The sequence below is a fragment of the Rhizorhabdus antheiae genome (genome assembly GCF_049889055.1).
In the GTDB taxonomy this organism is placed as follows: Bacteria; Pseudomonadota; Alphaproteobacteria; order Sphingomonadales; family Sphingomonadaceae; genus Rhizorhabdus.
The window spans coordinates 152,836-167,217 of the sequence record NZ_JBLTWO010000009.1 but is presented as its reverse complement, the minus strand read 5'-3'; the positions used below and the strand labels follow the sequence as shown (position 1 = coordinate 167,217).

At 64.3% G+C, this 14,382-nt stretch carries 12 protein-coding genes; 11 read left to right on the top strand and 1 reads right to left on the bottom strand.

Translation table 11 applies throughout. The annotated features are described in order from the left end of the window. The first annotated feature begins 162 nt into the window (after positions 1–162). A complete protein-coding gene (gene rlxS, locus ACNI3R_RS16815) occupies positions 163–2,172 on the top strand; it encodes a relaxase/mobilization nuclease RlxS (RefSeq protein ID WP_426185427.1) in 2,010 nt (669 codons plus the stop codon). 76 nt (positions 2,173–2,248) lie between these two features. On the opposite strand, the gene ACNI3R_RS16810 is transcribed toward rlxS, so the two are convergent. Next, positions 2,249–2,593: a helix-turn-helix domain-containing protein gene (locus ACNI3R_RS16810; protein ID WP_426185425.1), complete on the bottom strand. Its 345-nt coding sequence runs from the start codon at positions 2,591–2,593 to the stop codon at positions 2,249–2,251. A gap of 40 nt (positions 2,594–2,633) precedes the next feature. Here ACNI3R_RS16810 and dndB point away from each other — a divergent pair, with 40 nt between their 5' ends. The 10 genes from dndB (at position 2,634) to ACNI3R_RS16760 (ending at position 14,378) form a co-directional block, all read left to right on the top strand. Then, the gene (gene dndB / locus ACNI3R_RS16805) at positions 2,634–3,779 is read left to right on the top strand and encodes a DNA sulfur modification protein DndB (RefSeq protein WP_426185423.1); all 1,146 of its coding nucleotides are present in this window, start codon (positions 2,634–2,636) and stop codon (positions 3,777–3,779) included. A gap of 62 nt (positions 3,780–3,841) precedes the next feature. Next, on the top strand, positions 3,842–5,275 hold the full coding sequence (gene dndC / locus ACNI3R_RS16800) for a DNA phosphorothioation system sulfurtransferase DndC (protein ID WP_426185421.1): 1,434 nt from the start codon (positions 3,842–3,844) through the stop codon (positions 5,273–5,275). Positions 5,276–5,285: 10 nt separating this feature from the next. After that, positions 5,286–7,292, top strand: coding sequence for a DNA sulfur modification protein DndD (gene dndD / locus ACNI3R_RS16795; protein ID WP_426185419.1), 2,007 nt, complete (start codon positions 5,286–5,288; stop codon positions 7,290–7,292). After that, positions 7,273–7,644, top strand: coding sequence for a DNA sulfur modification protein DndE (gene dndE / locus ACNI3R_RS16790; protein ID WP_426185417.1), 372 nt, complete (start codon positions 7,273–7,275; stop codon positions 7,642–7,644). Before dndD ends, dndE begins: the two co-directional genes overlap by 20 nt. Beyond that, complete coding sequence (locus ACNI3R_RS16785) at positions 7,641–8,819, top strand: cysteine desulfurase family protein (protein WP_426185415.1); 1,179 nt, start codon at positions 7,641–7,643, stop codon at positions 8,817–8,819. The genes dndE and ACNI3R_RS16785 overlap by 4 nt, the downstream gene beginning before the upstream one ends. Before the next feature lie 203 nt (positions 8,820–9,022). After that, positions 9,023–9,715, top strand: coding sequence for a hypothetical protein (locus tag ACNI3R_RS16780; RefSeq protein WP_426185413.1), 693 nt, complete (start codon positions 9,023–9,025; stop codon positions 9,713–9,715). Then, positions 9,712–11,649, top strand: coding sequence for a DEAD/DEAH box helicase family protein (locus ACNI3R_RS16775; RefSeq protein ID WP_426185412.1), 1,938 nt, complete (start codon positions 9,712–9,714; stop codon positions 11,647–11,649). The genes ACNI3R_RS16780 and ACNI3R_RS16775 overlap by 4 nt, the downstream gene beginning before the upstream one ends. A gap of 60 nt (positions 11,650–11,709) precedes the next feature. Beyond that, entirely contained in the window at positions 11,710–11,892 is a 183-nt protein-coding gene (locus ACNI3R_RS16770) for a hypothetical protein (RefSeq protein WP_341203774.1), read from the top strand. 3 nt (positions 11,893–11,895) lie between these two features. After that, positions 11,896–13,857: an AAA family ATPase gene (locus ACNI3R_RS16765; protein WP_426185410.1), complete on the top strand. Its 1,962-nt coding sequence runs from the start codon at positions 11,896–11,898 to the stop codon at positions 13,855–13,857. Then, positions 13,854–14,378, top strand: a complete 525-nt coding sequence (locus tag ACNI3R_RS16760; protein WP_426185408.1) for a hypothetical protein — start codon at positions 13,854–13,856, stop codon at positions 14,376–14,378. Before ACNI3R_RS16765 ends, ACNI3R_RS16760 begins: the two co-directional genes overlap by 4 nt. Positions 14,379–14,382 lie beyond the last annotated feature (4 nt).

The following is a 14,382-nucleotide window of genomic DNA, read 5'->3' as shown; positions in this document are numbered from 1 at the left end:
TCAGAGCACAACGCGGGTGCCCATCTGACCCTGCGAGTCATACGACCGGTGCCGTTGTCAGGGAAAACCGGAGATTTTCCGGGTACCGCACCGGCACCGATTTTCACCGTTCCGAGACGGCGTCATGGTGGGCATCCGATCCAGCCCAAGGGCCCCTTGCCCATGATTGATGACGACGCGTTCGAACCCCATCTCGGCCGGCAGAAAGCGCGCGGCGCGAAGCGTGCGCGCAACTATCTCGGCCGGGTGCTGGCGGCGGCCAATCTGGCGCGCGGCGGTGCGCCGTCGCCACTGCGGCCTGCACGGTTCAGTGGCACCCGCATCGGGCGCGGCGCGGGTGTTGGGCGGATGCTCGCCAGCCGTGGCGGCCATGCGGCGTCGAACGGCCGCCGCGTCATCGTCAAGGCCAGCATCGTCAAGCTCGCCGGCAAGGGCGCGTCGGCCGCCGCCGCGCACCTGCGTTATCTCCAGCGCGACGGCACGACGCGCGAGGGCGAACGCGGGACGCTCTACGGGCGCGATGCCGACGCCGTCGACGGCAAGGCGTTCGGTGAGCGCGGCGCCGGTGATCGCCACCAGTTCCGCTTCATCGTCTCTCCCGAGGATGGCGATCAATATGACGATCTGAAACCCCTGACCCGCCGGCTGATGGACCGGATGGAAGAGGATCTCGGGACGAAGCTCGACTGGGTCGCGGTCGACCATTTCAACACCGGCCATCCGCACACCCATATCGTCGTGCGCGGGATGGATGATCGGGGCGCTGATCTCGTCATCGCCCGCGACTATATGACGACCGGCATCCGCGAGCGCGCCGCCGAGCTCGTCGACCTCGACCTTGGGCCGCGCACCCACCGCGAAATCGCGCAGACGCTGCGCGTCGAAGTCGAGCAGGAGCGCTTGACCTCGATCGACCGGGCCTTGCTCAAGGGGGCGGACGCCGAGCGGGTGGTGGCGACCAGCGGTCGCGACGCCTTCGATCAGACGCTGCGCGCCGGCCGGCTGGCGAAGCTGTCACGCCTGGGCCTGGCCGAGCCGCTCGGCGCCGGGCGCTTCCGACTCGCGCCCGACCTCGCCGATACCCTCCGCGCATTGGGCGAACGTGGCGACATCATCCGCACGATGCAGCGCGAATTTTCGCGCGCCGCGATTGCCCGGGCGCAGGCCGACCAGGTGATTTACGATCCGGCCGCACGCGATGCCCGCCCGCTGGTCGGTCGGGTGCTGGCGCGCGGGCTCGCCGAGGAGCATGAAGACCGCCATTACCTGATCGTCGACGGCGTCGACGGGCGCAGCCATTATGTGGCGATCGGCAAACCTGTCTTGAGCTTCGCCGAAGGGGGTGCGGAAACCGACGCCAGATTGCCCCGTGGTGCGATCGTGCGGATCGATCCGGTCAGCCCGACAGTGCGGGAGGTGAACCGGACCATCGCAGCGGTCGCCGCCGCCAATGGTGGACGATACGATGTGGATGCCCATCTTCGCCACGATCCGACCGCCACCCAGGCCTTCGCTGAAACCCATGTCCGGCGGCTCGAGGCGATGCGGCGGATATCGGGTATCGTCGAGCGCGAGCCGTCGGGCCGCTGGATCATCGCCCCCGACCATCTTGATCGCGTCGCAGCCTATGAGGCGGCGCGGCTGCGGGACCGTCCGGTCGCGATCACCATGCTGTCGGCGCAACCGCTCGATCGGCTGGTCGATGCGGAGGCTGCTACCTGGATCGACCGCGAGCTGGTATCGGGAGCACCCGTGCCCGTCCGAGACGCCGGGTTCGGCCACGAGCTGCGCGACGCACAGGCGCGTCGCAGGCAGTGGCTGATGGCGCAGGGATTTGCCGAGGAGACGAGCGGCGGCACGACGTTTCCGAGTGGCATGATCTCGGCGCTCCAGCGGCGCGAACTGCTGCGGGTTGTAGGCCAGCTCGCTGACGAGGTGAACATGCCTTTCCGGGAGGCTGCCGAAGGCGCCCGGATCGAGGGCGTCTATCGCCGTTCGGTCGATCTCGTCAGCGGGCGCTTCGCAGTGATCGAGCGCGCCCGAGATTTTATGCTCGTGCCGTGGCGTCCCGTGCTTGAGCGCCAGGTCGGCAAATCGGTCTCGGGATTGATGCGCGGCGACGGCATCAGCTGGTCGATCGGGCGCAGCCGAAGTGGGCCGTCGATTTCGTAGTTTGGCTGCTTGTTGGTCGGCATGTCAAAGACGTGACGAAGACGATTGCCTTTAGAACAGCGATGAAAACTGGCACTTATCGCTGCATGAATTCTCGGTCGCGCGCGCCGATCGGCTTGGGGCCGCGCGCCGAGCGCGGGATCGCCTTGATTGCGTCGGGATCGATCTCAACGGTCTGTAGTAACTCGGGCAGGCCGATTTCGAGCGCGACGGCGATCCGCGCGAGCGAAATCAGTCCAGCATTGATCTCGCCGCGTTCGAGTTTGCCGAACGCGCCGCGGTCAATGTTGGCCAAGGCTGCAAACGCCTCCTGGGAATGACCCCTGGCCTCGCGCAGCGCGCGGACGCGCTTGCCAAATTGCACCTGAATCGAGGGGGTCGCCATCAGCCGACAATCGCGAAGATCGCTTTCAACGTCCACGGTATAAATATCCCCGGTATATTGACCACTCCGCAGGCACATGACAGAGTATTTAGGTGGGTGTAGCCGGCCGTCAGGCCTAAGACCCACATGCCGCGCGGAGGTCCGGGTCGAAAGGAAGCGGGCGATGAATTCTTATAGATTCGCGGCAATCCGCGGAGTTCAGGCGAGCCGGGCCTATTATGTCATCATGGTCCCGCTGCGCTCGGTCGGTCGGCTGTTTTGCTTCGACGAGGAGGAACTACCGCCCGAGCTTCGCGCGCAGCGCGAACTCAACAAGGGGCGCGTGCCGACGATCGCCCAATACATCGCCGACCATCCACGCGAATATGTCCTGTCGGCGCTGGCCGCGTCGATCGACGGGGCGTTCCGCTTCGAGCCTTCTGGCACCGACAGTACGTCACGTTCGATTGGGATTCTCGTCGTCGACATGACCGCGACGATTCTGATCAACGATGGCCAGCATCGCCGCGCGGGTATCGTCGAGGCGCTACGTGAGCGGCCGTATCTGGGGGACGAGACGATCGCGGTGACGATCTTCCCCGATGAGGGGCTTGAGCGATCGCAGCAGATGTTCGTCGATCTCAACCAACATAGCGTCAAGCCGGCGCGGTCGCTCCGCCTCTTTTACGACAGCCGCGACCAAGGTGCGCGTCTGACGCGTGCCGTTGCCGACGCGATTCCACTGCTGCGCGACCTGACGGATTTCACCCGCTCGAATCTGCCGGCCGGATCGCGCAAGCTCTTCGCGTTCAGCAACCTCCATACCGCCGTGGCCACGCTGGTCAGCGAGGCTGGCCTCAATGCGACGCCGGAGCGGGCGGACGCGGTGATCGAATTTTGGAACGCGGTAATCGCCAATATGCCCGACTGGCTGGCGGTGGCGCGGCGCGAAGCGTCCCCAGCGGAGCTGCGACGCGACACAATCCATGCGCATGGTGTCGCATTGGAGGCGATCGCCATCGCCGGAGCCCGAGCGATGAACAACAATCCCAACGGCTGGCCGGAGATGTTGGCTGGCCTGCGCGATGTCGACTGGTCGCGCGCAAACCGGGCGCTCTGGGAGGGTCGCGCGCTCATTGGCGGCAAGATCAATCGGTCGCGGACCAGCGTGGTCCTCACCGCCGAGCTGATTTCTCGCTCGCTTGTGCAGGAAGAAACTGACGGCGCGCGGCAAATCGGTTAGCACACCTCCAAGGGACGGACGATGGTATGAGTGAAGACGGGTTGGAAGGCAAAAATGCGCGATTGGCGCGCATCTATGACGACGTGCGCGAGATTTATCTGTCCGACTCGCGTCCTTGGGTCGTGGGCTATTCTGGCGGCAAGGATTCGACCACCGCGCTCCAGATCATCTGGACTGCGCTCGAGTCTCTCCCGCCCGAAAAACGTAGCAAGCAGATCTACGTGATCAGTTCTGACACGCTGGTCGAGACCCCTGTTGTGTCTCGCTATATCGACGTGTCGCTCGAACGCATCGCCAAGGCTGCGATCGAGAAGAACATGCCGATCGTCACGCATAAGGTCGTGCCCGAGGTCGGGCGCAGCTTCTGGGTCAACATGATCGGCCGCGGCTATCCGGCGCCGTCGCGGCGATTCCGTTGGTGCACGGAACGCCTTAAGATCGAGCCGGCCAACGACTTCATCAAAAGCCGCGTCGCCGAGTTCGGCGAGGTGGTGATGGTGCTCGGGGTCCGCTCGCAGGAATCCGCGACCCGCGCCCAGGTCATGTCGCTGCATAAGATCGAGGGCTCGCGCCTGTCGAAGCACAGCTCGCTGCTCAACGCTTTTGTCTATGCCCCGATCTCAGATTTTTCGACCGACGAGGTATGGACCTATCTGCTCCAGAATCAGTCGCCTTGGGGCAATGACAATCGCGATCTCGTCGCGATGTATCGCAACGCCGCGTCCGGCGAATGCCCGCTTGTCGTCGATACGACGACGCCGTCCTGCGGCAATTCGCGCTTCGGCTGCTGGGTCTGCACCGTGGTCGAGCGCGACAAGGCGATGGAGGCGATGATCGATTCCGGCGAGGAGTGGCTGACGCCGCTGCTCGAATATCGCGACATGCTCTCAGAAACGCAGATTCCCGAACGCAAGCACGAGTTCCGCGATTTTCGCAGGCGCACCGGTCAGGTCTCCTTCATCGGCAAGACCGATCGGGTGATGCCCGGACCCTATACGATGGATTTCTGCCGCAAGCTGCTCGCCAAGCTGCTGCATATCCAGAATGAAGTGCGGCGGGACGCACCGATCGGCGAGGCCCCAGTGCTGATCCAAGAAGCCGAGCTGCACGAAATCCGCCGGCTGTGGCGGACCGAACGTGGCGACTGGCCCGATACGGTCCCGCGGCTGGTGCGCGAAATCCTCGGGCGCGAGCTCGACTGGGTGGCCGAAGACGCGATTGCCTTCACCGCAGACGATGGCGAACTGCTTGACGCGGTCTGTGCCGACAATGACGTGCCAACCGAACTGGTGATGAAACTGCTCGACATCGAACGCGCTTCGCACGGCCTAAAGCGGCGCCATGCAGTCCACACCCGGATCGAGGAGGCCTTCAAGCTCGAATGGCGTGATCTCGACGCTCTGGTCGAAGCCCGCCGCCGCGAAATCGGCGTGGGACCCGATGGTGAAGTACTAGTCCTCGACGACGACCTCGAACTTCCGTTCGACGGCGAATGAGGGCTGCGCGATGATACTACGCTCGATCGAACTGGAAAATTTCGGCCTCTATGCTGGGCGCCAGCGGCTTGACCTCGTTCCGCAGCGCGGGCGCCCGGTCATCTTGTTCGGTGGCCGTAATGGCGCTGGCAAGACGACCTTACTCGAAGCGGTGCGGCTAGCACTCTACGGTCGGCGCGCGCTCGGTTTTCGGGTCGCACAATCCGAATATGAGGATCATTTGCGCGGCCGGGTGCATGCCGGGCTCGACGGCAGACAAGCCGGCGTCGCCTCGGTCGGCCTCGAATTCGACTATGCCGAAGGCGGTGTCGTGCAGCGCTATCGCGTCAGTCGGCGATGGACGGTCAAGGGCAGCAAGGTCGTAGAGACGCTGAGCCTTGAGAAGGATGGCGCACCGGTCGATGCGGTGCCGCGGGACGAATGGCACAGCTTTCTGCAGGAACTGGTGCCGCCGGGCGTGTCGCAGCTGTTTTTCTTCGACGGCGAAAAGATCGCAGAGATTGCCCGCGACGATCCCGATGAAGGTCTGGCCGAAGCAGTACGCGGCCTGCTCGGGATCGAGCTGGTAGGACGCCTGCGCACTGATCTTGGCCTCTATCTCGCGCGCCGCAGCCGTCGCGAAGGGGGTAATGCCGCCGCGAAGCTCGTAGAGACCGTCCGCGAAATTAGTGCGCTTGACCGTCAGATTGCCGAAAAGGCCGAGCATGTCGCCGAACTTCGTTCGCGCCAGATGTCGCAGGCGCGAGTCGCCAGCAATATCCGTCAGCGTTTCGTCGCTGAAGGCGGTGATGCCGCCAGTCGGCGCGCCTCAATCGAGGCTTCGCGCAAAGAAGTGCGCGAGCAGATCCTTCGCCGCGAGACCGAAATGCGCGAATTGGCCGGCGGCCTCCTGCCGTTCGCTTCGGCGCCCAAGCTAACCAAACGCTTCGCCAATGCGCTGTCGCGCACGGTCGAGCCGGGCATTGGCGCGGAAGCAGCGGCGCTGCGCGCGCGCCTGCTAGCATGGCGTGCCACGGGCACGCCCAAGCGGTCGGCAAAATGGAATGGTACCCATTGGCAGGATCTCGAGGCGTTTCTTGCGGCAGATACCGATGTGCCGGTCGATCTGGTTGAAACTTCAGTTAGCGATCTCGACACAGGTGAGCGCCGCAAGCTGCTAGGCAAGCTATCCGAAGTGCGCGAGACGGTGGCGGCCCGCGCCTCGCTGCTGGTCTCCGAGCTGGATTCGCTTGCAAGGCGGCTGCGTGAGATCGAAGCAGAGCTGGTGCGAGCCTCTGGACAGGCGGCAGGCGTCGTACTCGATGAGCTGCTGCTTGCAGAGAAGGATATGGGCGCGGTTGAAGCCGAGTTGAAGGCGCGCGAGGAGGAAGTGCGCATTCTCGAATATCAGCGCGCCACGCTGGACCGCGAGCGCCGGCGGATGCTCGACGCGCAGAATGACGCAGCGGCGGGCGAGGAACGCGCCGAGCTTGCCAACCGAGTGGGCCGCGCGCTGCAGCAGTATGAAGAGCAATTGCTCGACCGCAAGCTGGCGCAACTCCAGACCGAGTTCGTCAGCCGGTTCAATCATCTTGCGCGCAAGGGGAATTTCGTCGCCGATGTCCGGATCGACCGGACCAGCTTCGATGCGACGCTGATCGACCGCTCGGGGCGCGAGATCCGCAAGTCGACCCTCTCGGCCGGCGAGAAGCAGGTCTATGCGATCGCGATGCTATGGGCGCTGGCGCGTACCAGCGGACGCCCGTTGCCAATGATCATCGATACGCCGCTGGCGCGCCTCGACAGCGAGCATCGCAACACGCTGGTCGAGCGCTATTTCCCCGAAGCCAGCCATCAGGTGATTGTGCTTTCGACCGACACCGAGGTCGATGACGCGCTGCTCGAGCGGCTGGGTCCGAGCATCAGCCATACCTATCGGCTCGACTATGATCCGGAGCGCGGCGCCACGACCGCAACGCCGGGCTATTTCGACGACGAGCATAGCGGGGAGGCCGGCGATGCGTTTCAACAAGCTTAAGATCTCGTCCGACGCGTCGAGCCGGTTGCGCTCGATCCGCCAGCGCACTGGGCTGACCCCGAACCTGCTGTGTCGGATCGCGATCATGCTCTCGCTCGAAGAGGGGCCTGCCGCGTCGCTGGCGCCCGACGATCAGGGTCAGGAATTCAACGCCTATACGCTGACCGGTGAATATAACGCGCTGATCGCCTCGCTGCTGCGCTTCGTTGAGGAGGATGAGGCCGGCGCCGGGCCGCTCGACAATGACCGGCTGGTCGCGTTGCTCCAGGCGCATATTCATCGCGGCGTCGCCACCCTCTCGGTGCGCGCCAAGTCGCCGGCCGATGTCGGGCGGCTGGCGCTGGCCGCATGAGCGGCGCCGGCGCCGGGGGCGCCGATCCGATCTATCTGGACCATAATGCGACGACGCCGGTCGACCCCAAGGTCCTTGACGCTATGCTACCCTATTTCACCCAAGTGTTCGGCAACCCGTCGAGCGTCGAGCATATCCATGGCAACCGCGCGCAGGCGGCTGTGGCGAAAGCCAGGGTTCAGGTCGCGGCCGCGCTCGGCGCGCGCGACAATGAGATCATCTTCACCGGCAGCTGCACCGAAGCCAATAATATCGCAATCCTGGGCGCAGCGCGGGCGCGGCCCGAGCGGCACCATTTGGTCACGACGGCGGTCGAACATCCGGCGGTGCTCGAACCGTTCCGCCAACTTGCACGCGAGGGCTTCGAGCTGACGATCCTCGGCGTCGACGAATATGGTCGGGTGAGTGCCGAGGCAGTGGCCGCCGCACTGCGCGACGATACCGGCCTCGTCTCCGTGATGGGAGCGAACAACGAGGTCGGCACGATTCAGCCGATCGCGGAGATCGGCGCCGTTTGCGCGGCGCGCGACGTCCTGTTCCATACAGATCTGGCGCAGGTGATGGCGCACCGGCGGGTCGATGTCGCCGCCGAGCATATCCATCTCGCCAGCATTTCAGGGCACAAGGCCTATGGCCCCAAGGGCATCGGCGCGCTCTACGTCCGGTCGCGGTCACCGCGCGCCCGGCTGGCCCAGACTGTCTATGGCGGCGGCCAGGAAAAGGGACTGCGCTCTGGCACGCTCAATGTCCCGCTGATCGTCGGCATGGGCGCGGCGCTTGAGCTTGCAGCCAAGCTGAGCGGAACCGAGACCGCGCGCGTGCGCGCGCTGTGCGCCGCCTTTGTCGATCGGATCGCGGCGGCGATCCCGGGCGTCCAGTTCAACGGCCATCCGACCGAGCGCATTCCGGGCAATGTCTCGCTGTCGATCCCCAGCATCGAGCCGCTAGCGCTGATGCACAAGCTGAACGGCGCTGCGAGCTTCTCCGCGTCGAGCGCGTGCGCGACCGACAAGGTCGAGACCAGCCATGTGCTGCTGGCCATGTTCGGCGACACGCCCCGCGCGCGTCAGGCGTTCCGCGTCTCGCCGGGCCGGTCCACTACCGCCGACAATATGAGCCTGTTCGCCGAAAGCCTGATAGCAGAAGTCGCCGCGCTGAGGCGGTTTGCCGCCTAGACGCACAGCCCCGGGGGCTGCGCCCGTCTTCGATGCCGGTTTCGATGGCACTCCGGGTGGGCTCCCGCTAGCTTCCACGACAGGAAAGCGATGTGCCTATCAGGTGGGGAGTGCCGAGTGCGGCGGACAAGTGTTGGTATCGGTCGGCAACTTGCTTGGGCTGGCTGTGAGGCTGGCTTTTCAATGGCGACCGTTGGTTCGCGGTGAGCAGCACCGCTGGATCACTTGCCGGCATCGTCGATGTCGACGCCCTGCACCTCTATCTAAACCGTGGGCTGCCGGCGGACAGCGCGATTCAGCACCACAAAGCCTATGTCCGGAACATCGCTTACTCGCTTCAGTATATCGACCACCTGCTCGGCGAACTCGAACATTCGGAGCTGCAGCGCACGCTGCACAGCCAGACCTGCAAGTCCGTGGTGGTGGTCGGCATGGGTGTGGTCGAGGCGATCCTGTGGTATTTGCTCTGCACATCGGGCGGGGCACGTACCCGCAAATGGGAAGAGCTGAAAAAGCTGACTGCGCCGTCGTTCGTGCAAGCGGGCGAGACACTCCGCATCGTCAACGTCGTCGAACGCGAGCTGGCCCAGGCCGAGCTCGAGGAGATGACCCTCGACGCAATGGTGAAGCGCGCTGAAAAAAGGTTGCTGCTCGGATCGCTCGATCACGCGGTGTATGGCCATCTCAGGGTGCTGCGCCAGTTGCGCAACCGCGTTCACATCCACGCGGTCCAGCATGATGCGGACACCGACTGGTTCTCCTTCACAGGCCGCGAGGTGAAGCTGCTGCTCGATGCGCTGCGCAGCATATTGTCGCTCGAATTCTTCCAGCCGACTCCCGATCGGCTGGCGTTTCTCTCCTTCCTGGATTCGAACCGGGTCGAGCGACGGTCATGACGGATCATGACATAGAGCGGCAGGGATTGCGCGCGCTGGAGACGCCGCTGATCCTCCAGACCACGACTGATTGCATCATCCAGGATTTCTACGAGCCCGCCCTGCGCGCCGCGGTCAGCTATGATCGCGGTGTCGGCTATTTCACGTCCGGCTGGCTGCGGATGGTGTCGCGCGGCATTTCCGCCTTTGCCGCTGCCGGCGGCCGCGCGCGCTTTCTCGTCAGTCCCCATTTGAGCAAGGACGACTGGGGAGCGATACGCGCCGGGACCGAGGCGAGAGCCGATGATGCGCTACGCGCGGCGCTCGAACAGGAACTTGAGGCGCTTGTCGCTTCAGGGGTGAGCGAGGATGTGGCGAGCCTGGGGCGCATGGTCGCGGATCAAGTGCTCGATTTTCAGCTCGCCCTCCCGGTGGCGGGTCTGAATGGCGACTTCCACGACAAGTTCGGGATTTTCCATGACTCCTTTGGCAACGCGGTCGCCTTTCACGGTTCGCAGAATGACAGTGTTAAGGCCTTCTCCAATTTCGAGGCTATCAGCCTGTTCTACAGTTGGCTGAGCGATACCGATGCCCAGCGGATCGCCAGTCATGCGGCGCGCTTCGAGCAGATCTGGACCGGTCAGATGCCGCAGATCCGGGTCGTCGCGCTCCCCGAGGCCGTCCGAGAGGGCCTGAAGGCGCTTGGTTCGGCGCCCCGTCCGGGCAAGCCCGCCGCCGAGACCGAACCCACAGAATCGGATCTCCGCTGGCGCCATCAGGATGAAGCGATCGCTGCCTTCATGGAAGCGGGCGCCGGGGTGCTCGAAATGGCGACGGGCACCGGCAAGACCCGGACGGCGCTGCGCATCCTCAGCCTGTTGGAGCAGAAGGGCCGCATCCAATCGAGCATCATCACGATGTCCGGCACCGACCTGCTCGATCAATGGTATGCCGAGCTGGTCAAGCTCGACGCATTCGTCGTCCATCGTTCCTATGGCGGGCACCATGAGGCGCTGGCGTTCCGCAACAATCCCCGCGGCGCGATCCTGCTCGCATCACGGCAGACGCTTGGCGCCGCGCTCGCCCGCTTGCCGCGCTCGACGCCGGCAGAGACCCTGCTGATCTGCGACGAGGTCCATGGCCTGGGCTCGCCGGCGCTTGTTTCCGAACTGTCGGGAAAGCTCAGGCCCTACCGCTACCGGCTTGGTCTCAGCGCCACGCCGGAGCGCGAATATGACGCGGACGGCTCGGCCTTTATCGAGCAGGAGATTGGTCCTGTCATTTTCCGCTTCGGCCTCGAAGAAGCGATCGAACGGGGCATCCTGTGCGAGTTCGACTATGTCGAACTGAGCTATGATTTTTCCGATGACGACAAGGCAGCCGTCCGCCGTGCGATTTCAAGCTATCATGGGAAGGTCCGCGCCGGACAGGATCCCGGCATCGAGACGATGTACCGCGATATCGCGCAGGTAGCCAAGACATCGCGCAGCAAGCTCCCCGCCTATGTCGACTATCTGCGCGAGCATCCGCAGAGCCTCAATCGCGCAATCCTGTTCGTCGACAACGCGGCCTATGGCCTGGAAGTGCAGGACATCATTCTGCCGGTCACGCCGAGATATCACACCTATTATGCCGAGGATGACCGGGCGAACCTCGTCCGCTTCGCGCGCGGCGGATTGGACGCGTTGATCACCTGCCACCGCATTTCGGAAGGGATCGACATTCAGTCGGTCAACGCGATCGTGCTATTTTCCTCAGCGCGATCGCGCCTCGAGACGGTCCAGCGGTTGGGACGCTGCCTCCGCAAGGATCCGGCGAACCCCGCCAAGCGCGCGATCGTCGTCGACTTCATCCGCGACGACGATATCGATGAAGATGCTGAAGGACCGCCGACCGCCGACCAGGCACGGCGCGACTGGTTACGAGCGCTCGCAAAGACGCGCGGAAGCAGATAGGATCAGGTACGGCCGTCGCGGCGCAGGCAAGATTACGAAATTTGGGGGGATTACATTCCAATGCCAGTACCTTCCGAGCTTCTCGACGCGACGGATGCTGTTCTCGAAGCCACCAACCAACCGGATGAATTCAAGTCCAGGCTGCGCGCTCTGATCCGGAACGCCGCCGAAGGCGGGGTGGAAGATCGCGACGTGGCTGGACTCGTCGCGGCGGTCGACATCGACAGCGATACGGGGGCCTGACCCATGCAGCTGCGTGTCACCGGCTGGCGATGCCGCAACATCCGAGGCAATCTGCGCGATATCGATATCGATCTGTCGCTGACGCCACCGCGGTGGACGCTCATTCAAATGAACAATGGTGGCGGCAAGACCACGACGATGTCGCTGATCCGGGCGGCTCTGACCGGCCAGAAGCTGGACGCGGACGCGGTGAAGGGCCTGCGCCCCGAAGACGGCGAGTCGATGGGCTCGTTCGAGCTGCGCGTGCTGATTGACGGCCGGCTGCACGTGATCACAATGCACTTCGACTATGGCTCGGGCGAGCACAGCTTCAGCACGGCGCGCGCCAGCGAAGCCGATGGCGGCCTGCTCGACACCCATGCCCTGCCGAGCGAGGTTCGCGGCCTCATCACGCCGCAATTCGCCGAGCTGTTCGTGTTTGACGGCGAACTTGCCCGTAAGATTCGCAGTCACAGTTCTGATCGCGCCAGCAGCGCCATCCGGACGCTGTACGGGATCGATCGTCTCGAAACGCTGCGCACGACGATCGAGCGGCTGCTTGACGAACAGCAGGGCCGGGTCGCCGCGGTCACGCAAGCGCGCGACAAGCGCCATGTCGAGCGGCTCAACAATGCGCTCCAGGCGGCGCGGCAAAAGCTGAAAGGGCTGGAGGACAAGCGCGCCCTGATCGTCGGCGACTGTGATCATGCCAAGGCGGAACGCGATCGGATCAACAAGGAAATCGGCGACCGGATCGGCCAGAACGAGGAAGCCGCGAGCGAACTCGACACGCTAGAAGAGAATCTGCGCAAGGCGGACCTTGTGATCCTCGGCGAGACGAACGAGCTGCGCACGTCGCTGCAATCGCCATTCCTGTCCTGCCCGCGGGCCCTTGGCCGGCTCCAGGGATTGAGCGCGCAACTCCAGGCGCTGCAGCTGCCCGAAGCGGCGACCGCGGAGTTCTTCCAGGAGCTGGCCGACGGCGAGCTGTGCGTCTGCGACCAGAAAATCACCCCGCCGATCCGCGAAACCATCCTTACCAAGGCCGCAACCTTCATGGCAGCGGACGAGTCTGGCGTGATCAACAGCATGAAGACGATGGTCAGGACGACCGACGAGGATCCGGCGCGCTTACAGCAGCCGGTCGACACCCTGATTGGACGCATTCGCGAGCGTCACCGCATCAAGCAGAAGCTCGACGCGAAGCGGGCGACCTATATCGCGGCAGGCGGCGAGGAGCTGACCGCGCTCAAGGAGCAGGCAGACAAACATGAGCGGGAAATCGGGCGCCTCGAAGAACAGCTCGAGCGGCTCGACAGCACCGATGCTACCTACCAGCTCAACCACGGCCTCGGCTGGGAGCAGAATATCCCCAAGTGCAAGGCGCATGTCGCGGAGTGCGACGAGCGCTACAATACCGCGACCGACACCCACAAGCTGCTGCTGCAATCGCGCATAGTGCAGAAGGTGCTCAACAATATCGAGACCGAGGCACTGAGCCTCCTGCGCGAAAAGGTCCGCACTGCGACCAACGTCAAGCTGGCGCAACTGGTGCCGGCCGAACGGCTCGAAGTCGTGCGCATCGGCAGCGCGCTGGAACTCAGCGCGCGCAATCTGGCGCGCAAGGACAATGTCAGCGAAGGCCAGAGCCTGTCGATCGCCTATGCCTTTCTCGCGTCGCTGTTCGAAAGCGCCAACCACCGACTACCTTTCATCATCGACAGTCCTGCCGTGCCGCTCGATGCCGAAATGCGGCGTGAGGTGATCAAGGTCGTGCCCGAGCTGTTCGAACAGACGATCATGTTCGTGATCTCAACCGAGCGTCAGGATTTCGCCGAGGCCTTTTACGGCCGGCCGGACGCGCGTTTCATCACGCTGGTCCGCGGACCCGATGGAACGGCCGAGCAGCGCGACGGCGAGGAAGCCTTCAAGACTTTCCAGGACGACGACGATGCGCCCGCCCAGAATGTGGGAGAAGCCGCATGACGCTGCGCCGACCCAAGGACATGCGGACCTATTTCAAGGACATTCAGGGCCGGGCCGATGGCGGCGCCCGGTTCGAAACCGATTTCGACCAGTTCTACCTCTGTCTGATGGTCGGCCTGGACGATGGCAGGCTGGCCCCGGAATCCGAGCTGGAGCCTGCGGAGTTCAACAAGGGCTACACGGCGCCGTACAAGCCGTTCGCCCCGGTCATCGCGGGCATGCTGGTCGAGGCCGAGATGCGCCGGCAGGGCATTCCCACCACCAAGGAGGCGATCCAGCGCGAGATCCGCAATCTGATCGAGGTCGGCAATGGCGGCACGCAGCTCAAGGAGGAAGGCACCAAGCTGCTCAGCCGCTACGCGGCGCGGGGGTTCGAACTGATCCGGGAGGAGATTCCCAAGCCCCGCACGCTCGAGGATTTTCTGGTGGCCTATTACCAGCGGTGGAAGCCGGCCGAAGACGGCACGGCACAGCCGGCGAGCGACGAGGACGAGACGACTGCGGCACCGCCGGCTTCATAGGGGA

Coding starts and splice junctions, on each gene's coding strand:
- ACNI3R_RS16785 (WP_426185415.1), top strand. CDS start 7,641: ATGAGCGGCGCCGGCGCCGGGGGCGCCGATCCGATCTATCTGGACCAT.
- dndE (WP_426185417.1), top strand. CDS start 7,273: ATGCGTTTCAACAAGCTTAAGATCTCGTCCGACGCGTCGAGCCGGTTG.
- ACNI3R_RS16760 (WP_426185408.1), top strand. CDS start 13,854: ATGACGCTGCGCCGACCCAAGGACATGCGGACCTATTTCAAGGACATT.
- dndD (WP_426185419.1), top strand. CDS start 5,286: ATGATACTACGCTCGATCGAACTGGAAAATTTCGGCCTCTATGCTGGG.
- ACNI3R_RS16770 (WP_341203774.1), top strand. CDS start 11,710: ATGCCAGTACCTTCCGAGCTTCTCGACGCGACGGATGCTGTTCTCGAA.
- ACNI3R_RS16765 (WP_426185410.1), top strand. CDS start 11,896: ATGCAGCTGCGTGTCACCGGCTGGCGATGCCGCAACATCCGAGGCAAT.
- dndB (WP_426185423.1), top strand. CDS start 2,634: ATGACAGAGTATTTAGGTGGGTGTAGCCGGCCGTCAGGCCTAAGACCC.
- rlxS (WP_426185427.1), top strand. CDS start 163: ATGATTGATGACGACGCGTTCGAACCCCATCTCGGCCGGCAGAAAGCG.
- ACNI3R_RS16775 (WP_426185412.1), top strand. CDS start 9,712: ATGACGGATCATGACATAGAGCGGCAGGGATTGCGCGCGCTGGAGACG.